Annotated in this window: 29 protein-coding genes; 22 read left to right on the top strand and 7 right to left on the bottom strand. The window is 62.6% G+C overall.

The genetic code is table 11. The features are described from left to right. The first annotated feature begins 136 nt into the window (after nucleotides 1-136). The 11 genes from urtB to BLU76_RS09205 all read left to right on the top strand — a co-directional run bounded on the left by urtB (nucleotide 137) and on the right by BLU76_RS09205 (nucleotide 9919). Nucleotides 137-1639 carry an urea ABC transporter permease subunit UrtB gene (gene urtB, locus BLU76_RS09260; RefSeq protein WP_092222472.1) on the top strand — a complete coding sequence of 501 codons (1503 nt, stop codon included), beginning with the start codon at nucleotides 137-139 and terminating at the stop codon, nucleotides 1637-1639. Further along, nucleotides 1639-2718: an urea ABC transporter permease subunit UrtC gene (urtC, locus tag BLU76_RS09255; protein ID WP_092222470.1), complete on the top strand. Its 1080-nt coding sequence runs from the start codon at nucleotides 1639-1641 to the stop codon at nucleotides 2716-2718. Before urtB ends, urtC begins: the two co-directional genes overlap by 1 nt. After that, nucleotides 2715-3584, top strand: a complete 870-nt coding sequence (gene urtD, locus BLU76_RS09250) for an urea ABC transporter ATP-binding protein UrtD (RefSeq protein ID WP_092222468.1) — start codon at nucleotides 2715-2717, stop codon at nucleotides 3582-3584. The genes urtC and urtD overlap by 4 nt, the downstream gene beginning before the upstream one ends. Nucleotides 3585-3717: 133 nt before the next feature. Beyond that, nucleotides 3718-4416 carry an urea ABC transporter ATP-binding subunit UrtE gene (urtE, locus tag BLU76_RS09240; protein ID WP_092222464.1) on the top strand — a complete coding sequence of 233 codons (699 nt, stop codon included), beginning with the start codon at nucleotides 3718-3720 and terminating at the stop codon, nucleotides 4414-4416. Nucleotides 4417-4446: 30 nt separating this feature from the next. Further along, a complete protein-coding gene (locus BLU76_RS09235; protein WP_092222462.1) occupies nucleotides 4447-5298 on the top strand; it encodes an urease accessory protein UreD in 852 nt (283 codons plus the stop codon). Nucleotides 5299-5387: 89 nt separating this feature from the next. After that, entirely contained in the window at nucleotides 5388-5690 is a 303-nt protein-coding gene (gene ureA, locus BLU76_RS09230) for an urease subunit gamma (RefSeq protein ID WP_003197350.1), read from the top strand. 9 nt (nucleotides 5691-5699) lie between these two features. Beyond that, nucleotides 5700-6233 (top strand): GNAT family N-acetyltransferase, encoded by a 534-nt coding sequence (locus BLU76_RS09225; protein ID WP_092222460.1) that lies wholly within the window; start codon nucleotides 5700-5702, stop codon nucleotides 6231-6233. Nucleotides 6234-6238: 5 nt separating this feature from the next. Beyond that, nucleotides 6239-6772, top strand: coding sequence for a GNAT family N-acetyltransferase (locus tag BLU76_RS09220; RefSeq protein ID WP_072340210.1), 534 nt, complete (start codon nucleotides 6239-6241; stop codon nucleotides 6770-6772). Continuing rightward, entirely contained in the window at nucleotides 6769-7077 is a 309-nt protein-coding gene (locus BLU76_RS09215) for an urease subunit beta (RefSeq protein ID WP_092222458.1), read from the top strand. The genes BLU76_RS09220 and BLU76_RS09215 overlap by 4 nt, the downstream gene beginning before the upstream one ends. Before the next feature lie 141 nt (nucleotides 7078-7218). After that, nucleotides 7219-8919 carry an urease subunit alpha gene (gene ureC, locus BLU76_RS09210; protein WP_072340207.1) on the top strand — a complete coding sequence of 567 codons (1701 nt, stop codon included), beginning with the start codon at nucleotides 7219-7221 and terminating at the stop codon, nucleotides 8917-8919. Between the two features lie 139 nt (nucleotides 8920-9058). After that, nucleotides 9059-9919 carry an RHS repeat-associated core domain-containing protein gene (locus tag BLU76_RS09205; RefSeq protein ID WP_256572662.1) on the top strand — a complete coding sequence of 287 codons (861 nt, stop codon included), beginning with the start codon at nucleotides 9059-9061 and terminating at the stop codon, nucleotides 9917-9919. 76 nt (nucleotides 9920-9995) lie between these two features. Here the strand turns inward: BLU76_RS09205 and BLU76_RS09200 are convergent, their stop codons facing one another. Together BLU76_RS09200 and BLU76_RS09195 are read right to left on the bottom strand one after the other, a co-directional pair. Further along, nucleotides 9996-10298 (bottom strand): chaperone modulator CbpM, encoded by a 303-nt coding sequence (locus BLU76_RS09200; RefSeq protein WP_092222454.1) that lies wholly within the window; start codon nucleotides 10296-10298, stop codon nucleotides 9996-9998. A 252-nt stretch (nucleotides 10299-10550) separates the two neighbouring features. After that, a complete protein-coding gene (locus BLU76_RS09195) occupies nucleotides 10551-11492 on the bottom strand; it encodes a DnaJ C-terminal domain-containing protein (protein ID WP_092147016.1) in 942 nt (313 codons plus the stop codon). 296 nt (nucleotides 11493-11788) lie between these two features. Between BLU76_RS09195 and BLU76_RS09190 the strand changes: the two genes are divergently transcribed. Continuing rightward, nucleotides 11789-13054 (top strand): Hsp70 family protein, encoded by a 1266-nt coding sequence (locus tag BLU76_RS09190; RefSeq protein ID WP_092222452.1) that lies wholly within the window; start codon nucleotides 11789-11791, stop codon nucleotides 13052-13054. A 103-nt stretch (nucleotides 13055-13157) separates the two neighbouring features. On the opposite strand, the gene BLU76_RS09185 is transcribed toward BLU76_RS09190, so the two are convergent. The 4 genes from BLU76_RS09185 to BLU76_RS09170 form a co-directional block, all read right to left on the bottom strand. Then, on the bottom strand, nucleotides 13158-14171 hold the full coding sequence (locus BLU76_RS09185) for an AI-2E family transporter (protein WP_003197331.1): 1014 nt from the start codon (nucleotides 14169-14171) through the stop codon (nucleotides 13158-13160). A gap of 218 nt (nucleotides 14172-14389) precedes the next feature. Beyond that, the gene (locus BLU76_RS09180; protein ID WP_092147012.1) at nucleotides 14390-14671 is read right to left on the bottom strand and encodes a PsiF family protein; all 282 of its coding nucleotides are present in this window, start codon (nucleotides 14669-14671) and stop codon (nucleotides 14390-14392) included. Between the two features lie 137 nt (nucleotides 14672-14808). Continuing rightward, nucleotides 14809-15699, bottom strand: coding sequence for an esterase/lipase family protein (locus tag BLU76_RS09175; protein WP_092147009.1), 891 nt, complete (start codon nucleotides 15697-15699; stop codon nucleotides 14809-14811). A 118-nt stretch (nucleotides 15700-15817) separates the two neighbouring features. Beyond that, on the bottom strand, nucleotides 15818-16456 hold the full coding sequence (locus BLU76_RS09170; protein WP_092147007.1) for an FMN-dependent NADH-azoreductase: 639 nt from the start codon (nucleotides 16454-16456) through the stop codon (nucleotides 15818-15820). 136 nt (nucleotides 16457-16592) lie between these two features. Here BLU76_RS09170 and BLU76_RS09165 point away from each other — a divergent pair, with 136 nt between their 5' ends. Next, nucleotides 16593-17534, top strand: a complete 942-nt coding sequence (locus BLU76_RS09165) for a LysR substrate-binding domain-containing protein (protein ID WP_092222450.1) — start codon at nucleotides 16593-16595, stop codon at nucleotides 17532-17534. Nucleotides 17535-17591: 57 nt separating this feature from the next. After that, complete coding sequence (locus tag BLU76_RS09160) at nucleotides 17592-18122, top strand: ferritin-like domain-containing protein (RefSeq protein WP_003197320.1); 531 nt, start codon at nucleotides 17592-17594, stop codon at nucleotides 18120-18122. Between the two features lie 106 nt (nucleotides 18123-18228). Here the strand turns inward: BLU76_RS09160 and BLU76_RS09155 are convergent, their stop codons facing one another. Beyond that, nucleotides 18229-20304 carry an AsmA family protein gene (locus BLU76_RS09155; RefSeq protein ID WP_092222448.1) on the bottom strand — a complete coding sequence of 692 codons (2076 nt, stop codon included), beginning with the start codon at nucleotides 20302-20304 and terminating at the stop codon, nucleotides 18229-18231. Between the two features lie 377 nt (nucleotides 20305-20681). On the opposite strand from BLU76_RS09155, the gene BLU76_RS09150 reads away from it, so the two are divergent. The 8 genes from BLU76_RS09150 (at nucleotide 20682) to BLU76_RS09115 (ending at nucleotide 26747) form a co-directional block, all read left to right on the top strand. Beyond that, nucleotides 20682-21149, top strand: a complete 468-nt coding sequence (locus BLU76_RS09150) for a hypothetical protein (protein ID WP_092222446.1) — start codon at nucleotides 20682-20684, stop codon at nucleotides 21147-21149. Between the two features lie 158 nt (nucleotides 21150-21307). Next, a complete protein-coding gene (locus BLU76_RS09145; protein WP_063323156.1) occupies nucleotides 21308-21940 on the top strand; it encodes a TetR family transcriptional regulator in 633 nt (210 codons plus the stop codon). A gap of 465 nt (nucleotides 21941-22405) precedes the next feature. Continuing rightward, complete coding sequence (locus tag BLU76_RS09140; RefSeq protein WP_092222444.1) at nucleotides 22406-22789, top strand: DUF6124 family protein; 384 nt, start codon at nucleotides 22406-22408, stop codon at nucleotides 22787-22789. A 224-nt stretch (nucleotides 22790-23013) separates the two neighbouring features. Then, a complete protein-coding gene (gene ureE, locus BLU76_RS09135; RefSeq protein WP_063323158.1) occupies nucleotides 23014-23514 on the top strand; it encodes an urease accessory protein UreE in 501 nt (166 codons plus the stop codon). Then, nucleotides 23511-24185, top strand: a complete 675-nt coding sequence (locus tag BLU76_RS09130; protein ID WP_092146999.1) for an urease accessory protein UreF — start codon at nucleotides 23511-23513, stop codon at nucleotides 24183-24185. The genes ureE and BLU76_RS09130 overlap by 4 nt, the downstream gene beginning before the upstream one ends. A gap of 9 nt (nucleotides 24186-24194) precedes the next feature. Continuing rightward, nucleotides 24195-24809, top strand: a complete 615-nt coding sequence (gene ureG / locus BLU76_RS09125; RefSeq protein ID WP_003197309.1) for an urease accessory protein UreG — start codon at nucleotides 24195-24197, stop codon at nucleotides 24807-24809. Between the two features lie 31 nt (nucleotides 24810-24840). Further along, nucleotides 24841-25413, top strand: a complete 573-nt coding sequence (locus BLU76_RS09120; protein WP_092222442.1) for a HupE/UreJ family protein — start codon at nucleotides 24841-24843, stop codon at nucleotides 25411-25413. Between the two features lie 200 nt (nucleotides 25414-25613). Next, on the top strand, nucleotides 25614-26747 hold the full coding sequence (locus tag BLU76_RS09115; protein WP_092222440.1) for an AGE family epimerase/isomerase: 1134 nt from the start codon (nucleotides 25614-25616) through the stop codon (nucleotides 26745-26747). The last annotated feature ends 4 nt before the right edge of the window (nucleotides 26748-26751 follow it).

Raw genomic sequence — 26751 nt, 5'->3', positions numbered from 1 at the left:
CCCCGGGCCGACACACAACCCCTGTGGGAGCGAGCTTGCTCGCGATAGCGGTGGATCAGCCAGAAGAACAGTGACTGACACACCGCTATCGCGAGCAAGCTCGCTCCCACAAAAAGCACTGCGCAAGGCCTAGCATATGCCCACCGCCCTCTACCGCCTCATCCTCGCCCTGGTGCTGCTGTTGCCACTGGAGGCCCACGCCGGTGACGCCGAAGATTTCGTCGCCGCCAACCCGACCCAGCAAGCCAAGCTGCTGGAAACCTGGGCCGCCCAGCCGGAGCCTGAGCGCGTCGAACTGATCAATGCCCTGCAACAGGGCCAGTTGACCGTCGACGGCCAACCCAAGACCCTGCGCCTGAACAACCGCTTGCGCGGGCTGATCGAAACGGCCCTCGCCAGCCATCAACTGCTCGCCGTCGATGCCCGCGTACGCCTCGGCGCCGCGCAGCAGCTGCAAAAAAGTGCCCGTCCGGCCCAACTGGCGTTTCTCGATCGGCAACTGGCCGGCGAGCAGGACGAAGATGTACATGCCGCCCTGAGCCTGGCCCTGGCGAACCTGCAACTGGTGGACACCAACCCGAACGTGCGCCTGGCCGCCGTCCGCCTGCTGGGGGAAACCGGCGATCCGCTGGCCCGTACCCGCCTGGAAGGTTTGCTTGAGCCCGGCGTCGAAACCGATGCCAACGTGCGCACCGCCGCCGAAACCAGCCTCGCCCAAGTCAAACGCAAACTCCTGGTGGGCGAGCTGCTGGGCCAGGCCTTCAGCGGCATGTCCCTGGGTTCGATCCTGCTGCTCGCCGCCCTCGGCCTGGCCATCACCTTCGGCCTGCTGGGGGTGATCAACATGGCCCACGGCGAGATGCTGATGCTCGGTGCCTACTCCACTTATGTGGTGCAGATGCTGTTCCAGCGCTTCGCCCCGAACGCCATCGAGTTCTACCCGCTGATCGCCCTGCCGGTGGCGTTTTTCATCACCGCGGCCATCGGCATGGCTTTGGAACGCACGGTGATTCGCCACCTCTATGGGCGTCCGTTGGAAACTCTGCTCGCCACCTGGGGCATCAGCCTGATGCTGATCCAACTGGTGCGCCTGGTGTTCGGCGCGCAGAACGTCGAAGTCGCCAACCCGGCCTGGCTGTCGGGCGGGATCCAGGTGTTACCGAACCTGGTGCTCCCATACAACCGCATCGTGATCATTGCCTTCGCACTGTTCGTGGTGGTGCTGACCTGGCTGCTGCTGAACAAGACGCGCCTAGGCCTGAACGTGCGCGCCGTCACCCAGAACCGCAACATGGCCGCCTGCTGCGGTGTGCCCACCGGCCGCGTGGACATGCTCGCCTTCGGCCTCGGCTCGGGCATCGCCGGGCTCGGTGGCGTGGCCCTGAGCCAGATCGGCAACGTCGGCCCGGACCTGGGCCAGAGCTACATCATCGACTCGTTCCTGGTGGTGGTGCTCGGTGGTGTCGGCCAGTTGGCCGGTAGCGTGTTCGCCGCGTTCGGCCTGGGCATCGCCAACAAGATCCTCGAACCGCAGATCGGCGCCGTGCTCGGCAAGATCCTGATCCTCGCGCTGATCATTCTGTTCATCCAGAAGCGTCCGCAAGGCCTCTTCGCGCTCAAAGGACGGGTAATCGACTGATGAACCAGCCCCTGATGCTCACGGCCACGCAAAAGGCCGGTCCCAAACTCACCCTCGCCATCGGCGCGGTAATCCTGGCGGTGCTGCTGAGCCTGCCGCTGCTGTCGCTGTTGGCGGCGGACCATCCACTGCACGTTTCAGCCTATACCTTGACCCTGGTGGGCAAGATCCTCTGCTACGCCATCGTCGCCCTGGCGTTGGACCTGGTCTGGGGCTACGCCGGTTTGTTGTCCCTGGGTCACGGCCTGTTCTTCGCTCTGGGCGGCTATGCCATGGGCATGTACCTGATGCGCCAGGCCGCCGGTGATGGCTTGCCGGCGTTCATGACGTTCCTGTCGTGGACCGAACTGCCCTGGTACTGGGCCGGCACCGACAGTTTTCTCTGGGCCCTGTGCCTGGTGGTGCTGGCGCCGGGGCTGCTGGCGCTGGTGTTCGGCTTCTTCGCCTTCCGTTCGCGGATCAAGGGCGTGTATTTCTCGATCATGACCCAGGCCCTGACCTTCGCCGGGATGCTGCTGTTCTTCCGCAACGAAACCGGGTTCGGTGGCAACAACGGCTTCACCAATTTCCGCTCGATCCTGGGCTTTGGCATCACCGAACCGGGCACCCGGGCCGTGCTGTTTTTTGCCACGGTGTTGTTGCTGGTGGCGAGCCTGTTCATCGGCTGGCGCCTGGCCCGCAGCAAGTTCGGCCGGGTGCTGACCGCCCTGCGCGATGCGGAAAACCGCCTGATGTTCTGCGGTTACGATCCCCGTGGTTTCAAGCTGTTCGTCTGGGTGTTGAGCGCAGTGTTGTGCGGCCTGGCCGGGGCGTTGTACGTGCCGCAGGTGGGCATCATCAACCCCAGCGAAATGTCGCCGACCAACTCCATCGAAGCCGCCGTGTGGGTCGCCCTTGGCGGGCGCGGCACGCTGATCGGACCGCTACTGGGTGCCGGCGTAGTCAATGGCATGAAGAGCTGGTTCACCGTGGCCTTCCCTGAGTACTGGCTGTTCTTCCTCGGTGCGCTGTTCATCGTCGTGACCCTGTACTTGCCCAAGGGCATGATCGGACTGCTGAAGAAACGAGGTGAACAATGAGAATCACAGCGAGTGCCGAATTCATGCTCGAACCTGCTTTCTTTCCGCCGGAACCCAACCAGGACGCCGGCAGCAGCCGCGACGCCATCGGCCTCGGCCAGGCGGCAGGCGTTGGCCTGAACACCCGCCACGGCACCATCCTGACCCTGGAAGACATCAGCGTCAGCTTCGACGGCTTCAAGGCCTTGAACGATTTGAACCTGTACATCGGCGTCGGCGAATTGCGCTGCATCATCGGCCCCAACGGCGCGGGCAAGACCACGTTGATGGACGTGATCACCGGCAAGACCCGCCCCAGCCACGGCAAGGCCTGGTTCGGCGAAACCCTGGACCTGACCAGCATGAGCGAAGTGCAGATCGCCCAGGCGGGCATCGGGCGCAAGTTCCAGAAACCCACGGTGTTCGAAGCGTTGAGCGTGTTCGAAAACCTGGAGCTGGCGCTCAAGACCGACAAATCGGTGTGGGCCAGCCTGCGGGCGAAACTCACTGGCGAGCAGCACGATCGCATCAGCGAAGTGCTCGAGACCATCCGCCTCACCAACTCGGTCAACCGCGCTGCCGGGTTGCTGTCCCACGGGCAGAAGCAGTTCCTGGAGATTGGCATGCTGCTGGTACAAGACCCGCAATTGCTGCTGCTCGACGAACCGGTGGCGGGCATGACCGACGCCGAGACAGAGTTCACCGCCGAGCTGTTCAAGTCCCTGGCGGGCAAGCATTCGCTGATGGTGGTAGAGCACGACATGGGCTTCGTCGGCGCGATTGCCGACCACGTCACCGTGCTGCACCAGGGCAGCGTGCTGGCCGAAGGGTCGCTGGAACAGGTGCAGGACAATGAGCGGGTGATCGAGGTGTACCTCGGTCGCTAGAGTGGCAAATGCTGTTCCCTGTGGGAGCGAGCTTGCTCGCGATGGCGGCGACACATTCAGCACCTAAGCAAGCTGACCCACCGCTATCGCGAGCAAGCTCGCTCCCACAGGGAACTTGAGGAGATTCTGGAAGATGCTGCAAGTCGACAAGCTGCACCAGTACTACGGCGGTAGCCACATCCTTCGGGGCCTCTCGTTCGACGTGAAGATCGGCGAAGTGACCTGCCTGCTGGGTCGCAACGGCGTGGGCAAGACCACCCTGCTCAAATGCCTGATGGGCCTGTTGCCGGCCAAGGAAGGTGCGGTGAATTGGGAAGGCAAGGCCATCACCACGTTCAAGCCACACCAACGGGTGCATGCCGGCATCGCCTACGTGCCCCAGGGCCGGGAGATTTTCGGGCGGCTGACGGTGGAAGAAAACCTGCTGATGGGCCTGTCGCGGTTTCCCGGCTCCGAGGCCAAGGAGGTGCCGGCGTTTATCTACGAACTGTTCCCGGTGCTGCTGCAGATGAAGCAGCGCCGTGGCGGTGACCTGTCCGGCGGCCAGCAGCAGCAACTCGCCATCGGCCGGGCCCTGGCCAGCCGTCCGCGCCTGCTGATTCTCGACGAGCCCACCGAAGGCATCCAGCCGTCGGTGATCAAGGAGATCGGCGCGGTCATTAAGAAGCTGGCCGCCCGGGGCGACATGGCGATTCTGCTGGTGGAGCAGTTCTACGACTTCGCCGCCGAGCTGGCCGATCAATACCTGGTGATGTCCCGGGGCGAGATCGTGCAGCAAGGGCGTGGAGAAAATATGGAAGCCGAGGGTGTGCGCGGCCTGGTTACGATCTAGTCTGTAGCGTCCTGACGATCATTGAAAATCATGAATCTACCTGTCTCTTCGTTGGCGCCTTCAGGCGTGTTCACCCCTAGCTGGCATGCCGAGCTGGAACTGATCTACGCCCGTTTTGGCGACTGCACACGCCCGGTACAGCGCCGCCATAAAGGCCCGCTGCGGGTGCAGAAGCACTTGTATGCCGAAGGCCCCGAGGTGTGCCAGCACATCATCGTCCACCCGCCCGGTGGGATAGCCGGCGGTGACCGCTTGGACATTTCGGCCCACGTCGGCCCGGACGCCTGGGCGCAATTAACCAGCCCCGGCGCGGCCAAGTGGTATCGCGCCGCCGGCCCGGCGTACCAGCAGTTGACCCTGAGCGTGGCTCCCGGCGCGACCCTGGAATGGCTGCCCCAGGAAACCATCGTCTTCAGCGCGGCCCAGGCCGAACTCAGCACCTGCATAGACCTGCAGGGCGACGGGCGTTTGTTCTACTGGGACATGGTTGCCCTCGGCCGACCGGCCAGCGGCGAGCGGTTCGACCTGGGGCATTTCCAGTCGCGGCTGGACATTCGTCGCGACGGCCAGTTGCTGTGGCATGAGCGCCAGCGCATTGTGGGCGGTGATGGCTTGCTCGACTCGCCCATCGGCCTGGGCGGGGATCCGGTGTTTGCCACGTTATGGGTGACCGGCGAGATCGACAGCGAGCTGTTGGAGCAGTGCCGCTCCCTGGGCCATGCCGTGCGCGGTGACCTGACCCAGTTGCCCGGCCTGGTCGTGGCGCGGTGCCTGGCGAGCGAGGCGTTGCTGGCGCGGGGGTGGTTGATTGCGTTGTGGCGGCTCCTGCGCCCGGCGCTGCTCGGTCGGGAGGCCGTCCCCCCGAGAATCTGGAGCACCTGAATTTGCTTTCCTGTGGGCGCGAGCAAGCTCGCTCCCACAGGGGGATGTGTTTACAGCGAAAACTATTTATCTGCCCTTATGGATTGCACATGGACCTGACCCCACGCGAAAAAGACAAGCTGCTGATCTTCACCGCCGGCCTCGTCGCCGAACGACGGTTGGCCCGTGGCCTGAAGCTCAACTACCCGGAGGCCATGGCCTATATCTCCGCGGCCCTGCTCGAAGGCGCCCGTGACGGCCAGACCGTGGCCGAGCTGATGCACTACGGCACCACGCTGCTGAGCCGCGAACAGGTGATGGAAGGCATCCCGGAAATGATCCCCGAGATCCAGGTCGAGGCGACGTTTCCCGACGGCACCAAACTGGTCACCGTCCATCAACCGATCGCCTGAGGCCATGCCATGACCTATCTCGTGCGCGACGCCCAGCCGACCGACCTGCCAGCGATCCGCGACATCTACAACGACGCGGTGCTGAACACCACCGCGATCTGGAACGAACAGGCCGTGGACCTGGGCAATCGCCAGGCCTGGTTCAGCGCCCGGCAATCCCAAGGCTACCCGGTGCTGGTGGTGGTCGACGCCGAGGAGAACGTGCTCGGCTACGCTTCATTCGGCGACTGGCGGCCTTTCGACGGTTTCCGGCACACCGTGGAGCATTCGGTGTACGTACGCAGCGATCAGCGCGGCAACGGCCTCGGTCCACGGCTGATGACCACGCTGGTCGAGCGCGCCAGGGCCTGCGCCAAGCACGTCATGGTCGCCGCCATTGAAAGCGGCAACACCGCCTCGATTCGCTTGCACGAGCGAGCCGGTTTCATCACCACCGGGCAAATGCCCCAGGTGGGTACCAAGTTCGGTCGCTGGCTGGACCTGACTTTCATGCAGTTGGTCCTCGATCCCGGGGCGCAACCGCCTGCCTTAGACAAGGAGTGATGCCTATGAACCCCGCCCAGTTGCGTCGAGTCCACGCTGAAAGCTTTGCGCATTATCGCCAGGGCCTGATCGATCTGTTGCTCGATGCCGTCGGCTATGGCGCCAGCGTGGGGTTCATGGCCGACCTCGATGCCGTCCAGGCCCGCGCCTACTTCGACGAAGTCCAGGCCAGCCTCAACCAGGGCCACTTGCTGCTGTGGGTAGTGGTCAAGGATGAACAGGTGCAGGCCAGCGTCCAGCTTGCCCTGTGCCAGAAGCCCAACGGCCTCAATCGCGCCGAAGTGCAGAAGCTGCTGGTCCGCGGCGAGGCGCGCCGCCGGGGCCTCGGCCAGCAATTGATGAATGCCCTGGAACTCGGCGCCCGTCAGCACAAGCGCGGCCTGCTGTACCTCGACACCGAGGCCGGTTCCGAGGCCGAGGCGTTCTACCGGGCCATGGGCTACACCCGCGTCGGCGAGCTGCCCGACTACTGCCAGAGCCCGGACGGGACCTACACACCGACCGCCATTTACTACAAGACTTTGGGGCAACCGCAATGATTCCAGGGCAATACCAGGTCCAGCCTGGCGACATCGAACTCAACGTCGGCCGCCGCACGCTCACGCTGAAGGTCGCCAACAGCGGCGATCGGCCGATCCAGGTCGGCTCGCACTATCACTTTTTCGAGACCAACGACGCCCTGACCTTCGACCGCGCCGCCAGCCGTGGCATGCGCCTGAACATCCCGGCCGGCACCGCCGTGCGCTTCGAGCCAGGCCAGAGCCGCGAGGTGGAGCTGGTGGACCTGGCCGGGCATCGGCGGGTGTTCGGGTTTGCCGGGCGGGTGATGGGCGACCTGGATTGACACGCCTTTGTGGCGAGGGAGCTTGCTCCCGCTGGGGCGCGCAGCGGCCCTGTTTTTGGGGGCTGCTGCGCAGCCCAGCGGGAGCAAGCTCCCTCGCCACAGTGATCGCAAATTTCGAATATTGAATTCCAAGGCAAGCACATGAAAATTTCGAGACAAGCCTACGCCGACATGTTCGGCCCCACCGTCGGTGACAAGGTCCGCCTGGCCGACACCGAGTTGTGGATCGAAGTGGAAAAGGATTTCACCACCTACGGCGAAGAGGTGAAGTTCGGTGGCGGCAAGGTGATTCGCGACGGCATGGGCCAGAGCCAGCTGCTGGCTGCCGAGGTCGTCGACACCTTGATCACCAACGCGCTGATCATCGACCACTGGGGCATCGTCAAGGCCGATGTCGGCCTCAAGGACGGACGCATCGCGGCCATCGGCAAGGCCGGCAACCCGGACATCCAGCCTGATGTGACCATCGCCATCGGCGCCAGCACCGAAGTGATCGCTGGCGAAGGCATGATCCTCACCGCCGGCGGTATCGATACCCACATCCACTTCATCTGCCCACAACAGATCGAAGAAGCGCTGATGAGCGGCGTCACCACCATGATCGGCGGCGGCACGGGCCCGGCCACCGGGACCAACGCCACCACCTGCACCTCCGGCCCCTGGCACTTGGCGCGCATGCTCCAGGCCGCCGACGCGTTCCCGATGAACATCGGCTTCACCGGCAAGGGCAACGCCAGCCTGCCGGAACCGTTGATCGAGCAGGTCAAGGCCGGGGCCATCGGCCTGAAACTCCACGAAGACTGGGGCACCACGCCGGCGGCCATCGACAACTGCCTGAGCGTGGCCGACCAGTACGATGTGCAGGTGGCGATTCACACCGACACCCTCAACGAGTCTGGCTTCGTCGAGACCACCCTCGCCGCGTTCAAGGGCCGCACCATCCACACCTACCACACCGAAGGCGCTGGCGGCGGTCATGCGCCGGACATCATCAAGGCCTGCGGCTTCGCCAACGTGCTGCCCAGCTCCACCAACCCGACCCGGCCGTTCACCCGCAACACCATCGACGAACACCTGGACATGCTGATGGTCTGCCATCACCTGGACCCGAGCATCGCCGAAGACGTGGCCTTCGCCGAAAGCCGCATCCGCCGCGAAACCATCGCCGCCGAAGACATCCTCCATGACCTCGGTGCGTTCTCGATGATCAGCTCCGACAGCCAGGCCATGGGCCGCGTCGGCGAAGTCATCACCCGCACCTGGCAGACCGCCGATAAGATGAAGAAGCAACGCGGCGCCCTGCCCGGCGACGGCGAAGGCAATGACAATTTCCGCATCAAGCGCTACATCGCCAAGTACACCATCAACCCGGCAATCACCCACGGCATCAGCCATGAAGTGGGTTCCATCGAAGTGGGCAAATGGGCTGACCTGGTGCTGTGGCGACCGGCATTCTTCGGCGTCAAGCCAACCCTGATCCTCAAAGGCGGGGCCATCGCCGCCAGCCTGATGGGCGACGCCAACGCCTCGATCCCGACGCCGCAACCGGTGCACTACCGACCGATGTTCGCAAGCTTTGGCGGCTCGCGGCACGCCACCAGCCTGACCTTCATCAGCCAGGCCGCCGCCGAGGCGGGGCTACCGGAGCAATTGGGCTTGAAGAAGAGAATCGCCGTGGTCAAGGGCTGTCGCGATGTGCAGAAGACCGACTTGATCCACAACGACTACCTGCCGAGCATCGACGTTGATCCACAGACGTACCAGGTCAAGGCCGATGGGGTGTTGCTGTGGTGTGAACCGGCTGAGGTGCTGCCGATGGCGCAGCGGTATTTTCTGTTTTGAATCGGTGTTCGCGAAGGAAATGGCTGCTATGCCGAAGGCGGCAGCCACTAACACTTCTGCTAGTTACCAGCGTTACAAAATACGGGTAAAACGGGAGACGTTGATTAACGTCGGCACTCAGCACAAGGGAAGGCCCGTCATGACCCGCTCTCGCCCTGATGATGTACATTCGCGCCAATCCCAAACCATTCTGCTGGCCGCGGATGACAAGCACTCCATCCTCGCTGAAGTTTCGGAGAGTCAGACCCGTTCTATCGCATATTCCGCTTACGGACAGCAGTCCACGCAACAGATGATTGCGACGAAGCTAGGCTTTAATGGTGAACTGCGGGAGGCGCGGCTGGGTTGGTATTTTTTGGGCAAGGGCTATCGCGTCTACAACCCGGTATTGATGCGCTTTCATAGCCCGGACAGTTTGAGCCCATTTGGGAAGGGTGGGTTGAATGCGTACATGTATTGCGTGGGAGATCCGGTGAATTTTTCGGATCCGACGGGGCATGTCGGGCAGGGCAGAAGGCTTGTTCTTCCATCTAGGTCCTCAGCCCCTGCACCTAGCTTAGATTCCCTTACCCGAAGTTCTAGAAGTACCACTGCTATTGTTTACACTCCTACCGGATCTCAGCCAGTGCGCACCGAACCTACAATCATCGCGCCCCCTCCCCCAACCACACAGACTCAACCAACCACCAATGTTACCCAACGTGTTAGGGAAATTCCTCCGCCACCACGCCCACTAAAATCAACGCCCCGCTTTAATGACTCGGGCGGACAGGTAAGTCTCATCAGCCCCGATGAGAGATCAATGGAGTTAATCTGGGACAACGGACCCGTTAAAGATGGACGTATTCCTGTTCCCCCTCCAAGAGCGTGGGGAAATAATGCCGAGCATGAGTATCACGTGAAATACGACCCTTCAGGTAACCCTATACAGATCACCAGAACTTTAAAGGTCCTGATGCCGCTGCCTGAACAGAACAGCAACATCCGAAACACAAGCTAAGTTATCAACGCTTAAATGACGGCGACCAATGGTCGCCATCGCCGATACATAGGGCTGGATTGATGTGCCGATACACCTAGTCGATCACCAACCGCCCCAACCGCTGCTTGAGCATGCGGTTTTCGCTGCGCAGTTGTTGCACTTCCTCCAGCAGGTCCAGCGCCAGGGCGACGCCTTCCCATTCCAGCTCCAGCTCGCGGCGCAACTTGGCCGCGCGGCGGGCCAGGACCAGTTCGTAGTCAGTGAAACGCCAATCCGCCGGAGCCGCGCCATGGGGTTCGAGGATGCCGTGGGCGACGATTTCGATGACGTGGACATCCTGCAACGCGGCGGCCTCGCAGAACTCCGTCAGGGTCAGTTCAATGATCGGGTTGTTCATGGTCTGCTTCTCCCAATGCGTAACTGTCGAGTCTAGCCGTGACTGCCCTTGTGGACACAAACACCTGTGGCGAGGGGATTTATCCCCGCTGGGCTGCGTAGCAGCCCCAAGACTCACCGCCTCGGTATGTCAGGCTGATTGCGCTCAGCCTTTTTGGGGCTGCTTTGCAGCCCAACGGGGATAAATCCCCTCGCCACGGTTTCTTGCCTGGCCAATCAAATGAATGCCTCAGCAACCAGCAACCAGCAACCATCAGAAATTCTCCCGCGGATCGAACGCGGCTTTCTTCGCCAGTTCTGCCCACAGTGCCTTGACCGCCTCATCGTTGGCCTTGGGCATCACGGCCTTGAGCTGCACGAACAGATAACCGCGCTCGCCGGCCTTGTTGCGCAGGCCATGGCCCTTGGCGCGCATGCGCTGGCCGTTCTGGCTGCCGGCCGGGACCTTGAGGTTGATCTTGCCGGTGAGGGTCGGCACCGCCACTTCGGTGCCCAGGGCCAATTCCCACGGGGCCAGCGGCAAGGTGATGATCAGGTCCTGGCCTTCGACGTCGAACTTGGGGTGCGGCGCGAAGCGAATGGTCAGGTACAGGTCACCATTGGCACCGCCACCGATACCCGGCGCGCCCTGGCCCTTGAGGCGGATGCGTTCGCCGTCCGTCACACCGGCCGGGATCTTTACGTTCAGGCTTTTGCTGGTGTTGCTCACATGCTGGCCGGCTGCGTTGTACTGCGGCACCTGGAAGCTGACTTTCTTCGACTCGCTCGACAGGGTCTCTTCCAGGAAGATCGGTAATTCCATTTCCACGTCTTGCCCTCGACGGCCGGCGCTGCGACCTGACTGCCCACCACCGAAACCCGACCCGCGATTGCCGAAGATCGAACTGAAGAAGTCCGAGAAGTCGCCGGTGTCCTGGCCACCGCCAAAACCGCCACGGCTTTGCCAACCCGGAGGGCCCTGGAACGGCTGGCCGTGCTGGCCATAACGGCGCAGGTCGTCGTACTCGGCGCGCTTGTCGGCGCTCTTCAGCGCTTCATAGGCTTCGGAGACGTCCTTGAACTTGGTCTCGGCGTCTTTTTCCTTACTGACATCCGGGTGGTACTTGCGCGCCAATTTGCGATAGGCGGCCTTGATCGTGGCGTCGTCGGCCGTCGGCTCCACACCCAGGATCTTGTAATAGTCTTTGAAGTCCATTGAAGGATCACCATCCATTATCGAATCGCACCACCACCCTCAGCATGCTCGTGATACAAGTCCTGGGGTTTGACCGATCTCAAGGTTTGTGACCGGGCGGTGCAGCAGAAGTTTATCGGCAGTCGGTGGCGGTTCTTGTGCCCGCCCTGTGGCTGCCAGGCTCATGCCAGCAAGTTTGGGGGTGTCGGGGCGTCTTTCAAGGCCAACGATTGCGAATTAGCAGATAACCGGCCTTCGAATCCGGGCCGCACTGACATACACTGCGCGGCCGTTTTTTCAACTGGAACCCGAAAGACATGAAAAACGCATCCCCGGCCCGTGCCTGCGGCATCGACTTTGGCACGTCCAACTCCACCGTCGGCTGGCTGCGCCCCGGCATGGAAACGTTGATCGCGCTGGAGGACGACAAGATCACCCTGCCTTCGGTGGTCTTTTTCAATCTCGAGGAACGCCGCCCGGTGTATGGCCGCCTGGCCCTGCACGAATACCTGGAAGGCTACGAAGGCCGGCTGATGCGCTCGCTCAAGAGCCTGCTGGGCTCCAAGCTGATCAAGCACGACACCAGCGTGTTGGGCACGGCCATGCCGTTCAAGGATCTGCTGGGGCTGTTCATCGGCCAGTTGAAGAAACGCGCCGAGGCCACCGCCGGTCGGGAGTTCGAAGAAGTGGTGCTGGGTCGCCCGGTGTTTTTCGTCGACGACGATGAAATGGCCGACCAGGAAGCGGAAAACACCCTGGTGGACGTCGCCCGAGCCATCGGCTTCAAGGAGGTTTCATTCCAGTACGAGCCCATCGCCGCGGCCTTCGATTATGAATCGACCATCGAGAAAGAAGAGCTGGTGCTGATCGTCGACATCGGCGGCGGTACCTCGGACTTCTCCCTGGTGCGCCTGTCCCCCGAGCGCCGCACCCACGACAACCGCCACGCCGACATTCTCGCCACCGGTGGCGTGCACATCGGCGGGACCGATTTCGACAAGCAACTTTCGCTAGCCGGCCTGATGCCGCTGTTCGGCTACGGCAGCCGCATGAAGAGTGGCGCCTACATGCCCACCAGTCACCACATGAACCTGGCGACCTGGCACACCATCAACGCGGTGTACTCGCAAAAATCCACCCTCGCCCTGGGCAGCATGCGCTACGACATCGAAGACACCGGCGGCATCGACCGGTTGTTCAAACTGATCGAACAGCGCGCCGGGCACTGGCTGGCGATGGAAGTGGAAGAAACCAAGATCGAGCTGACCCACGCCGACCAGCGTCATTTGCTCCTGGACCGGATCGAGCCGGGCCTGAGCGTGGACCTGAGCCGGGCCTTGTTCGAGTCGGCCATCGACGGCTTGCTGGAGCGAGTGCGCGGCAGCGTCACGCAGTTGCTGGGCGATGCCGACGTGCGGGTCGATCAGGTGGACACGGTGTTCTTCACCGGCGGTTCCAGCGGTATCCCGGCGCTGCGCAACAGCGTCTCGGCGATGCTGCCCCAGGCGCGGCATGTGGAAGGCAATATCTTCGGCAGTATCGGTAGCGGGTTGGCGATCGAGGCGATGAAGCGGTATGGGTGAGGAGCAGCTTCAAGCGGCAAGCGGCAAGCGGCAAGCGGCAAGCGGCAAGTGAAAGCAGGTTGGCTTCTACTTGTAGCTTGCCGCTGAAAACTTGCCGCTGCTCCTAAACCATCCCCACCTGCTTCAACTCACTCTTGAGATACGCATAATAAATCGGTCCCGCCACCACCCCCGGCAGGCCGAATGCGGCTTCGAACACCAGCATCGCCATGAGCAACTCCCAGGACTTGGCGCTGATCTGCCCGCCGACAATGCGGGCGTTGAGGAAGTACTCGAGCTTGTGGATCACGATCAGGTAACCCAGCGCCGCCACCGCCACCCAGATCGACAGCGACAAGCCGACAATGGTGATCAGGGTGTTGGACATCAGGTTGCCGATGACCGGTAGCAGCCCCAGCAGGAAGGTCATCACGATCAGGGTCTTGGTCAGCGGTAGCTTGATGCCGAACAACGGCAGCACCACCGCCAGGAAAATCCCGGTGAAGAAGGTGTTGAGCAGGGAAATCTTGATCTGGGCGAAGACGATGTTGCGAAACGCCTTGACCAGCAGGTTCAGGCGATCGAACAGCGCCGCGGCCAGAGGCTTGCGCTTGGTCAGGTCGGGGATGCGCTGCAGGGCAACGATGGCCCCCAGCACCATGCCGATCAGCAGCGTCACGAACATGTGGGCCGCGTCCTTGCCCACCAGTTGCAGGTCGCTCAGGTGCTTGCTCACCCAGTCACCGATCGCCACCCGGAACTCGGCGGCGCTGGCCGGCAGGTAAGCGTCGATGAACGGCGGTAATTGCCCACGGGCACGGTCGACCACGGTCATGAACTTGTCCAGGGACGCGCCCGGGTTTTCCGCTTCATGCAACAGGAAACTGAAAGCGCCGGCGAAGATCAACGTCAGCACACTGACCACCAGCGTGCCCAGCAACGCCACCGCCAACCAGCGAGCACGGCGGCCTTCGATCAGTCGCTGCAACTGCGGGGTGAGCATGTTGACCAGTTCGAACACCAGCAACCCGGCCAGCAGGCTCGGCAACAGGCGCAGCGGCAGCACCAGCAACAGCCCACCAAAAATGATCACCCAACTGATCACCAACAACACATGACGCTGAGAAAACGTTGGCATACAGCCTCAGGACAAAACGGCGTGAAAGGATCGGCAGTCTGCCAGCCTTCCACTAGCAGCACTAGGGATTGTATCGGCCAACCTTCGTCGCAGTTCAGGGTTTTTTGCGGTGGATGTGCCGGCCCCATCGCGAGCAAGCTCGCTCCCACCCTGGACCGGGCAACACAGCCCCACCGTGGGAGCGCGCTTGCTCGCGATAGGGCTCATGGGTTCAACGCTTATTTTTTCTTCAGGCACTCACTCATGAACGCCTTGCGGGCATCGCCCTTCAATGCCTGGGTGGTGGCCGTGGCATTGCAGGTTTTCATGCGTTCCTGCGGGGTGCTCGGTGCAGCCTTGAGGCAGGTGCTCATGAACGCCTTGCGCTCGTCACCCTTGAGCGCCTTGGCGGTGGCATCGGCGTTGCAGGTGGTCATCTTGGTCTGCTGCGCCGTCTCGGCGAAGCCCTGGGAACACAGTAGCAAACCGATCATCAACAGAGGGACACGCAGCATCTTCATGGTGGTTCTCCTGGCTGCCGCACGAGGGTGCGGCGATGAGGTGCAGTGTAGACAACGCCTGTTACACCTTCCCCAGGTTGACCCTCAGGGCCTGATCTAGCGCTTGCTCGCGATGAACGATAACGCGGTCCAACGGGCTACACCCCGGCAGCCTTCAACCGCTCGGCATGCTCGACAAACAACCGGATCGGCTCGGCCCCCTTGCCCACCAACCCCAGCGATTGATTGACGATATCGAAATGGTCCAGCGGATAGTCATCGCCGATGACCGTGCCCAGGTGCGAGCTGTAGCGTCCGACCATGCCATCGCATTGCCCCGCTTCCCTGACAAAGGTGCGGGCGAATAAACGGCAAGTGCGGTTGGTGCCGTCGAACAGATTGCGCCCTCTATCGGTCTTGCCTGGCTGCAAGGTGCCGGACCACGAGTAGTAACGCACGCCATTGACCTCTTCCGGTCCATTCCCGCCCCAGGTTTGCGGCAAGCCCTGTGGATAACGTTGGTTGAACAGCGCCACCCCGGCGGTGGTCAGGGAAGCATGGGACGCCTGTATATCCACCGGTAGCTTCGGCCCGCGATAGCCGGTTTCCAGCAGGCTCATCAGGGTGTTGATCAGGCGCAGCACGGCACTGAGCACGCGCCCCTTGGCACTGTCGGCGGGGTAGTGGGCTTGCAGGTAATCCGCCAGTTCGGAGCCGTGGTTGGTGCCTGCCACCGACGTGACCGACGCCACCAGATCCGGCCGTTTGGCCGCCGCATAGCGGGCGGTAAGGCTGCCCTGGCTGTGGCCGATCAGGTTGACTTTCTGCGCACCGGTTTGCCGCAGGATCTCCTCGATCCGCGCCAGCAATTGCTCGCCGCGCACCTCGGAAGAATGCAGCGGCGAAACCTTCACCGCCACGACCACTGCCCCGCCGCGACGCAGCGCCGAGACGATCCCATACCAGTACGAATACAACACCAGGCGTATGAACCCGAGCATGCCCGGGACCAGTACCAGCGGATAACGAGTGGCGCAGCGTTGCGACATGGCGACATCCTTGTGATCAAGAGGGGTCAGCATCGGTACTGATGATGACCAGTCTATGACATCCAGATGAATCCGTGGCGAGGGCGCTTGCTCCCGTTGGGCTGCGCAACAGCCCTTCTCAGAAGGACCGCGCCAAGGCCAGCAAACGCTCCTCGGCCTCGGCGCAGGACAACGCAAAGCTGCGCTCGGCCGACTCCTCGCCTTCTGCCGCCACCACCGTCACATCGGTAATGCCGATAAACCCCAGGACGGTGCGCAACAGCGTGTCGGCGTGGTTCATGCTCTCCAACGGGCCGCCAGGCCCGAAACCGAAATCGCCGCGACTGGTCACGATCAGCGCCTTCTTGCCCAGCAACAGCGGCTCGTAGTGCGACACGCCATTATCCAGGCTGTGGTTGAACGTCAGCCCGATGCGCACGATCTGGTCGATCCAGGCCTTCACGCCGCCGGGCACGCTGAAGTTGTGCATGGGCGCGGAGATCACCAATCGGTCATGGGCTTGCAACTCCTCGACCAAGGCATCGCTCAGGGCCAGGTCCGCTTGCATGATCAACGGGCGGGCCTGGGGCTCGGGGTAGAACGCCGCGGCGATGAACGCTTCGTTGACCGGTGCAATCACTGTCCGTCCAACTTCTCGACGGGTCAATTGCGATTGTGGATGGGCGGCCTGCCACGCCGACACAAAGACCTCGGCCAAGCGCCGGGAATGAGAGCGCTCGCCACGTGGACTGCCATGCACCACAAGAATACTACTCATCTGAATCTCCTTTTATGCGGCTACAATCAAAACTGCTTATGCCTTGCAGCTTGAGGCTCGTTGCCGCTGACAGACAAATGAGCGTTAGTTCATCTGGATGAATTAGTTTCATCCATCGTATTTCAGGAGAATCAGGATGTTCGCCAACCTGCCGCTCAACGCCCTGCGCGCCTTCGAGGCTGCCGCGCGGCTGCTCAGTTTCAAGGCGGCTGCGGCGGAGCTGTCGGTGACGCCTACGGCGGTCTCCCATCAGATTCGATCCCTGGAGAGCTGGCTGGGGCTGGCGCTGTTCGAACGCCTGCCACGCCAGGTACGCCTCACCGACGGCGGGCAACGCTTGTTCCACAGCCTGCACGGGGCGTTGCTGGAAGTGGCCCAAAGCGTCGACACCCTGCGCCCGCAACGCAGCACCAGCCACCTGACACTGTCCACCACCGCAGCGTTTGCCGCCCTGTGGCTGGTGCCTCGCCTGGGGCGTTTTTATGCGCGTCACCCGAACATCAACGTGCGCCTGGACACCCACTGCGAAGTGATCGACCTGCACCAGGACGCCAGCGTCGACCTGGTGGTGCGCTACAGCTTGGACGCCTACCCGAACCTGTACGGCATGTGCCTGTTCGATGAAAGCTTCGGGGTCTATGGCTCGCCTGAACAGGTGGCCCTGGCGGCACGGCAGGTGCCGACGCTGATCAGCGTGCATTGGCACAACGCCAAGCTGTACGCCCACGGTTGGGATGCCTGGTGCGCCCAGGCCGGGGAAACCTGGCTTACCCGGCAGCCGTGCATGCGCGCGTACGACGAGGAGCATTACGCCTTGCAAGCGGCGATCGCCGGGCAGGGCCTGGTGCTGGCGAGTAATATCCTGGCGTCCGAAAGCATCGCCAGTGGCTTGCTGGTGGGCTATCGCCCGGACGTCCAAGTCAATGGTGCTGGCTATAGCGCCCTGTGCGTCCCGGGCCGCGAACGCCATCCCCCGGTGCGGGCGTTCTTCCAGTGGCTAGGGGAGGAAGCACGGCTGTCCGGCTATGCGCTGAAAAACTCGGTAAAACTTTTTCAGGACCGTGTCACTCAGACTTAGAGTGATCGCGCCATCAGAGCGTGACGCTCCCACCGGATCAGCCTCCAGGAGAACGAGATGAGCGACATGCACTTATCCGATGTAACGACCCTGCGCGAACGTGCACGGCAGAACGTGCAGAACGGCGCAGTGACCGAAGGTTACGGCGCCGATCGGCAGGAAGTTGTCCGCCTGCTCAACGAAGCGCTGGCCACCGAACTGGTGTGCGTGCTGCGCTATAAGCGCCACTACTTCATGGCCACCGGCCTCAAGGCCAGCGTGGCGGCCAGTGAATTCCTCGAGCACGCGAACCAGGAAGCCGAACACGCCGACAAACTCGCCGAGCGAATCGTGCAGTTGGGCGGCGAGCCGGAGTTCAACCCCGACCTGTTGACCCGCAATTCCCACGCCCAGTACGTGGCGGGCAACACCCTCAAGGAAATGGTGTACGAGGACCTGGTGGCGGAACGGATCGCCATCGACAGCTATCGGGAAATCATCCAGTACATCGGCGAAAAAGACCCGACCACCCGGCGCATCTTCGAAGACATCCTGGCCCAGGAAGAAGAGCATGCCGATGACATGGCCGATATCCTGGCCGACCTCTGATACTGATACCGCTATCGCGAGCAAGCTCGCTCCCACATGGAATCGCATCTCCCTGTGGGCGCGAGCTTGCTCGCGATGAGGCCCGTCGCCTCACCGCAAGCCTGGCTTATCGGGTGGGCTTGACCGTCACCGGCGCCTTGCCCGCCTTCATCTGCTCCAGCAGCGGTGCGCACTGGTTCGGCTCACCGCCGCTGGGCGCTACCAGCGCGAGCAAGCCGGCGGCCGGTGCAGCGATCACACCCAACGCCACCATCCCGGCGCCGCGCAGCATCAGCGGCACCGCCTTGACCCCGGCGGCGGGCTTGGCGAACGGACCCCGGACGTACAACGGCGAGCGCAGGGAAATCAGGCGCCAGCCCTTGGACTCGGGGGTGATGGTCAGGTCCAGCTGTTCATTCGCCATGTTCGCCGTGCCGTCGATGTAGATGATCGCGTTCTCGGTGTCGAACACGAACAGACGCGTGGTTGCCAGGCCCGTCTTGATGTCGAAGTCCGCCGCTGCGCAGTTGATCTTCACTTCCTTGTCGCCAAAGATTTTCCCCACCACGTAGTTGCCGACGTTCAGCCCCGCCAGCTCCATCAGCTCACGACTGATAGCGCCATCGTTGATGAGCATTTTCAGCGTGCCGTTGGAAGTGCCCAGCAACGCCGCCACCGAATTGCCGCGCCCGGTGATATCGGCATCGCCGTTCAATTCGCCGAAACTGGTTTTCATCGGCTCAAAACCCGGGAACAGCTGCTTGAGTTTGAAGCCGCGCGCCGTCAACTTCGCCTGGCCTTCAAGGGGCTGGGCATGGCCATTGAGGCGGATCTGCGCATCGAGGCGACCACCGGCCACACCGAAGCGCAGGGGCTCGAGGCTCAACTGCCCATCGTTGAGCACCAGATGGGTATACAGGTCGGTGAATGGCAACTGCTCGCTATGGACAATGCGCTTGCCGGTGAACTCCACATCGGCGTCCATCACGTTCCAACGCTCGGTGCGAAACTCTTCCACGGGCAAGATCTTGTCGGCTGGCTGCTTGCTGGCGCCGCCACGGGCCTTTTGCTCGGTATTGGAGTCCGCACCGATCAGCGGCGCCAGGTCGCTGAACAGCAATTGGTTGGAGACCAGCGCGCCACTGAGTTTCGGCCGGGGCTGACTGGCGACATAAGCCAGGTCGCCATGGATATCGCTGTCGCCGATCTTGCCGTTGAACGCCTCGTAGCGGAACAGCGCCCCACCCGGCTCATGCAGCTTGGCAATCAAGCGGCCATCGGTGGCGTAAGGCGGCGAATCCGGCAGGGTCACGCCGGTCAGCGGGTAGAGATGAGCCAGGCTGTTGCCGGCCAGTTTCAGGCGCAAGTCCAGGGCCCCGAGATTCATCGGGTCGGTGAGGGTGCCGGCCAGTTCGACGCGGGTCTCGGCGATCTTCGCCTGGGCCTGGAGCGGAAAGGGTCGTGAGGCATCCTGCAATGCCAGCAAACCACCGACCTTGCCGGAGCCGGCCAGGTTCTGCCCGTGATACTGCCCGTTGACCTTGAAGGCGAACGCGTAGTCCTGCGGTGTCGCGCCCTGGTCCTGAGCCTTTTTGGCGGCCTTGTCGCCAACAATGTCGCTGAACGGGATGGGTTTGCCCAACGGGTCGATCAACAGGTCGAGCCGGGTCTTGAGCGTCTGGTCGTCAAGGGTGACGTGGCCCTTGTCGAAGCCGATGGCGCCGATGTCCACCGCCCAGCTGGACGGCTCGGCGTCCGGGTCTTTCGGATCGAATTGGAAGGTCCAGTTGGCGCGTCCGTCAGCCAGACGCTGCAGGTTGGCATTGGGCTCAGTCAGGTCGATGCGCGGTATCGCCACCCGCCGGGCCAGCAAGGCCAAGGGGGACACGCGCAACTCGACACGCTTGAGCGTGACCATTTGCGGGGTTTTCGACCAGTCAGGGTTGCCCAGGCTCAAATCCTCGGCCACCACATGGGGCCAGGGCAGCCAGGCACGCCAGCCCCCTTCCTCTGGCTCACGCTGCCAGGCTACCGCCAGATTGCCGTTGATGGCGAAGGGACGATGCAACTCCTCGGAAACCTTGGCATTGAGCGTGGGCTTGATGCGGTTCCAGTCGAAGAAGGCGATGACCAGGACCAGCACGGCCAGCAGGACAACAAGGCTGGCAAAGCTCCAGGCGAGGATTTTCGAGGTGCGCGTCATGCACAAGGCTCCTGATGACAAGTCAGCGTCCGCAACCGCGACGCCGCTGGGAACACGACCTTGCAGTCGGTTCGTTATGAAGGGTTGGACTGGTAAAGCGGCCCACAGGTGCCGATGAACGGCACAAAAAAATGCAATATTCCTGACCGATCAGCCAACAAACTGTTACCGCCCTCGCACATTTACGAGGCAGTAGTGGGTACAAAATACCCACCTCGGTGCAAAACGGCACCTCGGAAACGCCCGTTCTAGAGCCTTCGCGCAGAACAATCAATTCCGTTGATTATTACCATTGTCTTTATGAACTTTTATATCGACTTATCGAGAGTAGCATTGCCCTCGTACCCACTTTATCGCCCCCCCAAGGAGCAACGATCATGAAACGCCAATTACTGATGAGCCTGTCCCTTTCACTGCTGGCCTCCACTGCCTTCGCACTGCCAGCTTCCGAACAAGCCACGCCACAGGTCAAGGACAGCCACTCTGTCTACAGCCAGACGGTTGCCGAAGGTGGCCGTGATCGCCTGGAACAAAAAGGTCTGGTTGAAGACGGTTATGACCGCACCAAGCAAAGCGAGACCTTGGCTGAAGACGGTTACGACCGCACCAAGCAGAGTGAGACCTTGGCTGAAGACGGCTCTTCCCGCACCAAGCTGGGTGAGACCCTCGCCGAAGACGGCTCTGCCCGCACCAAGCTGGGCGAGACCCTCGCCGAAGACGGCTCTTCCCGCACCAAGCTGGGTGAGACCCTCGCCGAAGTCGGCTCTTCCCGCACCAAGCTGGGTGAGACCCTCGCCGAAGGCGGTGGTGACCGCGTGATCGAACGCAACGGCACAGTGAGCTGAGCCCATGGTGGCCCAGAAAAAAGCCCGATTCCTGCAATCGGGCTTTTGACTTTTCAAACCCCTCGTTTTCCCCGCCCGCCCCCCTCTCTATCGTTCGACGTCGACAAAGCCGATTTGCTAGAGTGCGTCGCTCCCGTGAATCAGAAGCCAGCCTTGCGATGCTGCCCCGCGCCGAACAGAAACAACAGACCCGAATTGCCCTGATGGACGCAGCCCGCCGTTTGATGGAGTGTGGCCGGGGGTTCGGCAGCCTGAGCCTGCGGGAAGTCGCCCGGACAGCCGGCATCGTCCCCACCGGGTTCTACCGGCACTTCGACGACATGGACCAACTGGGCCTGGTACTGGTCAGCGAAGTCGGCCAGACCTTCCGCGAAACCATCCGCCTGGTACGCCACAACGAATTCGTCATGGGCGGCATTATCGACGCGTCAGTGCGGATCTTTCTCGATGTGGTGCAGGCCAACCGATCGCAGTTCCTGTTCCTGGCCCGCGAGCAATACGGCGGTTCCCTGCCGGTGCGCCAGGCCATCGCCCAACTGCGCGAAGACATCAGCTCGGACCTGGCAGCCGACCTGGCCTTGATGCCCAAGTTGCAGCACCTGGACCTTGCCGCCCTGGGCGTGATGGCCGACCTCATCGTCAAGAGCGTATTCGCCACCCTGCCGGACATCATCGACCCACCCGCCCAAGCCCTCCCCGAACATCTCACGCCCCAGGCGAAGATTACCCAGCAACTGCGGTTCATCTTCATTGGCCTCAAGCATTGGCAAGGGTTGGGCAGTACCGAATAACCCGATGTACCCACTGTGGGAGCTTGCTCGCGATAGCGGAGTCTCAGCCCCCTGATTGCTCACCTGACACACCGCCTCCCGAAGAACCGCCTGGGAGATGTGGCCATCTCTGTAGGAACTGCCGACCGCTGTGACCTTTCGGGGCTTTTCCCTGCCAAACCCTCGGACATTTCCTTCAACACGCAGGGCTGCTCATGAACTAGGCAGCAATTTCGAGCGCCGCTAACCTTTGTTCGTCATCGCAAAAAACGGTGACACGGACGTGCAAGTCCGATCTAGGAACGCATTCGTTATGGCTATTCGCCGAGCATTTTTCTATGCTCGCCGACTGTTATGGCGGCTGCGCGTGGGAGACCTTCGGGTCTGCCGGGTTCCTGGACCGGTCTTGCACACCTACGTACAGCTGCCACCCATTTTTCGACGTGCAATCGGAGGGTGTCGGCTCCACTTCCAGGAATTTTCACTATGTTCAAAGCAACTCCGAATCCCCCGCAAAGCAGCCACAAATCCCGCGTCGAAGCACAGGAAGAAAAAAAGCTCGAAGACGCCGCCACCCGCGCCCTCGACTACTACCTCAAGCCCAAGCCCGCCTCACCGCCCGAACCTGACAAAAACCAACTCTTCATCGTGTCCCCCCACATCGACACCGAAACCCTGCTCGCCAACGCCTCCGAAGACCTGCTCTCCATCAGCACCATCGCCGCCGACCTGGCTGACGACGTGGACGATTCACGCCGCTGCGTCGCCCTGGCGATCAGCCGGATGGCCGATGGGGTGCAGTTGTTGGTTGAGCGGGCGTTGGATCATCTGGAAACCAAGGAGATGGCGGCGCCTGGTGCCAAGGGATAGCGCTTTGTTTTGACGCAAGCTGAGCCGACACCTTCGCGAGCAAGCCCGCTCCCACAGGTTCTTTTTGTGTCAGCCGCAAAATGGTGCACGCCATCGCGCCGCGCACCGACATGGCACGCAATCCGCCCCATCCTGAAACGCCATCCCAGCTATTTCCTACACCTCATTCGGTTGGCAAGCCCCTTGCTCTAAACACAGCACTGTTCATTGCTGGAAGCACTCCGATGCTGGTGATTCATCGCAGAATCGACACTCAACCGCGCTGGGACGCCGAGCTGCACCTGACCTTTGACGCCCGTAGCAAAAGCCGCCTGCGCTGTTTCAGTGCCGAGGGTGAAGACGTGGGGTTGTTCCTGGAACGAGGCCAACCGCCGCTGTACGACGGCGAATGCCTGCAAGCTGAAGACGGGCGCATCGTGCGCGTTTGCGCCCGCGCCGAACAATTGCTGCATGTCACCTGCGCCAACGCCTTCGAACTGACCCGCGCCGCCTACCATCTGGGCAATCGCCATGTCGCCCTGCAAGTGGGCGATGGCTGGTTGCGCCTGCTGGACGACTACGTGCTCAAGGCGATGCTCGAACAACTGGGCGCCCGCGCCGAATCCATCGAAGCCCCGTTCCAGCCGGAACACGGCGCCTATGGCGGCGGTCACCATCACTCCCGGCACGGCGACGAAGATTTCAACTACGCGCCGCGCCTGCATCAGTTCGGCGTGCGCACATGAACCCGGCCTGGGCGCTGCTGCGTCTGGCCAGCCCGCAACTGCCGATTGGTGGCTACAGCTATTCCCAGGGGCTGGAGATGGCGGTGGACAACGGCCAGGTGAAAAACCCTGACGACGCCCGTCGCTGGATCAGCGATCAATTGCTGCTGAACCTGGCACGCTTCGAAGCGCCCTTGCTACTGGCGCACTGCACCGCAGCCGCCGCTGACGATTGGGACGCGCTGCTGCAACGTTGCGAAGAACACCGCGCCAGCCGGGAAACCCGCGAGCTGTATCAGGAGAGCCGGCAGATGGGCTACTCGTTGCAGCAATTGCTCGCGGGCCTGCCGGAACTCGACCGCGCCGCGCGAGACTTTCTCGAACAGCGCAGCGAGCCGCACCTGGCCTTGTGCTGGGCCCTGGCCGCCCGCGCCTGGCAGATAGCCCCCCAGGACGCCCTCGCCGCCTGGCTGTGGAGCTGGCTGGAAAACCAACTGGCGGTGCTGATGAAAACCCTGCCCCTGGGCCAGCAAGCGGCCCAGCGCCTGACCAGCGAGCTGCTGCCGCTGCTGCAACAGGCCCAGCGCGACGCCTCGAACATCGACCCCGATCATTACGGCAGCGCCGCATTTGGCCTGTCCCTGGCGTGCATGGCCCATGAGCGCCAGTACAGCCGTCTGTTCCGTTCCTAGGAGACACTCATGAATACACAACCTCTGCGCGTCGGTATCGGCGGCCCGGTAGGTTCCGGCAAGACCGCCCTGACCCTGGCCCTGTGCCTGGCTCTACGTGAACGCTACAACCTGGCGGTGGTCACCAACGACATCTACACCCGCGAAGACGCCGACTTCCTGGTGCGCAACGAGGCCCTGGCGCCGGAGCGGATCATCGGCGTGGAAACCGGCGGTTGCCCGCACACGGCGATTCGCGAAGACGCGTCGATCAACCTGGAGGCGGTGGACCAGTTGAACCGGCGCTTCCCGGGCCTGGACCTGATCCTGGTTGAGTCGGGCGGCGACAACCTGTCGGCGACCTTCAGCCCGGAATTGTCGGACCTGACCATCTATGTGATCGACGTCTCGGCCGGTGACAAGCTGCCGCGCAAGGGCGGGCCGGGCATCTGCAAATCAGACCTGCTGGTGATCAATAAAATCGACCTGGCACCGCTGGTGGGTGCGTCCCTGGAAATGATGGACAGCGACACCCGGCGGATGCGCAACGGCAAGCCCTTCGTGTTCAGCAATCAGAAGACCGGCCAGGGCCTGGACGACATCATTGCCTTCATCGAGCGCCAGGGTCTGCTGACCGCCGCCTGATCTTTCCGACTGACCACAAGGAAGCTTATCCATGAACTTCAAACGCATCCTCGGCGCCCTTGCCCTGCTGCTGACCCCAGCCTTGGCCTTCGCCCATCCCGGCCATGGCGACAATGGCCTGATCGCCGGCCTCGGCCACCCCATCGGTGGGCTCGACCATTTGCTGGCGATGCTGGCGGTGGGCTTGTGGGCCGCGCAACAACAAGGCGCCGCGCGCTGGGCGCTGCCCTGCACTTTCGTCGGTACAATGCTGCTCGGTGGCCTGCTGGGCTTTGAAGGCCTGGATCTGCCAGCGCAGGAAAGCGGGATCGCCGCCTCGGTGCTCGCCCTGGGCCTGGCGGTGGCACTGGCGGTGCGTCCACCATTGAGCCTGGCAGTCGGTGCGACGGCACTGTTCGCGCTGTTTCATGGCGTGGCCCATGGCTTGGAACTGCCGGACATGTCGAGCCCGTGGGCCTATGCGGTGGGCTTCGTCGCAGCGACGGCGGCGTTGCATGGCGCCGGGTTTGCCCTGGTGCGGGTGTTGCCGCGAGCGGCGGCGCCGTTGGTTCGATTGGCTGGGGCGGCTTCGGCGGCGACTGGGGTTTGGTTGCTGGCGGGCTGATTCTTTAGCGCCCGCCAGGCCGTCATCGCCAGCAAGCTCGCTCCCACAGCTTGATCGGGCTCCACACTTTGATCGGTGTACACCGGCCCCTGTGGGAGCGAGCTTGCTCGCGATGACGGACTTACAAGCACCATCTCTCTGGAGTCGGTCACTCTGCTACCATGTCGCGCAATCGCCCCCAGCCGTGACGACCTCCGCCGATGCCTGATGCTTCCCGCCCCGCTCCCCAGCCTGAATTGACCGCCCTGTTCGCAACGGTGCGTCAGCATTTTCACGACGTGATCGTGCCGATGTGGCAAGGCCCGGGCTGGAATGCCGAACTGGCGTTGCCCTATGAATCCCTTGATGCCGAGCATGTGCCGCTGCCACCCCAGCGCTACCGCGCCATGGCCTGTGCGCGGCAGTTGTATGTGTTCGCCAATCTGATCGGCGAAGTGCCCCAGGCCGAGGAGCGGGCCAGTGCACTGTTCCGCTCGCTGCAGCGTCATTTCCACGATGCCGAGCATGGCGGCTGGTTCTACAGCATCGACCCGCAAGGCGCGCCGCTGGACACCGGCAAAGACCTCTACACCCACGCCTTTATCCTGTTCGCCTGCGCCCATTACTGGGGCAAGGTCCGCGAACCGCTGGTGGAGTCGGTACTCAACGCGAGCCTGGAGGTCATTGCCCGGCGCTTTGCCAGCGCAGACGGCCTCTACGAAGCCAGCCTAAAGCGCGACTGGTCAACGACCGGATCCGGCCCGTTGCAAAACCCCTTGATGCATCTGGCCGAAGCGTTCCTCGCGACCTTGTCGGTTCGCGAAGACGCCAACGTCCGCCAGGCGCTGCTGAGCCTTTGCGACGGGATGTCCAAGCATTTCATCGAGCCGCAGCAACGCGTGATGATGGAGAAGCCGCTCAGGGCTGTGGATAACTGGTTCGAACCGGGGCACCAGTTCGAATGGTATTTCCTGCTGGCTTCCTCACCCCTGCTGCGTGACGGCAAGCTGCACGCGGCCCTGGAGCACAGCTTCGGCCATACCGAACAACGCGGCGTCGCCCCGGACTCCGGCGCTGTGTGTGCAACGCTGGCCTTGGGATCCCAGGCAGGCCCGCGCGATGCCACCCAACGCATCTGGGCCCAGGCGGAATACTTGCGGGCACTCACCTTGCGCCCGGGCAGCCAGGGGCTGCTGCTGCGTCAATTGCGCGCGCTGCAGCAGCATTTCCTGCATGCCAAGGGCTGGAACGAATGCCTGGACGCCGACGGCATCGTCAGCCGCCGGGACATGCCGTCCACTACGCCGTATCACCTGCTGACCTGCTATCGCGGGCTGGCCGACTACCTGGCATAACGCT

Origin of the sequence: Pseudomonas sp. NFACC08-1, from assembly GCF_900106735.1 — a bacterium.
Classification (GTDB): domain Bacteria; phylum Pseudomonadota; class Gammaproteobacteria; order Pseudomonadales; family Pseudomonadaceae; genus Aquipseudomonas; species Aquipseudomonas fluorescens_Q.
The sequence above is the reverse complement of the archived record's forward strand: the minus strand, read 5'-3'. Positions and strand labels throughout refer to the sequence as shown.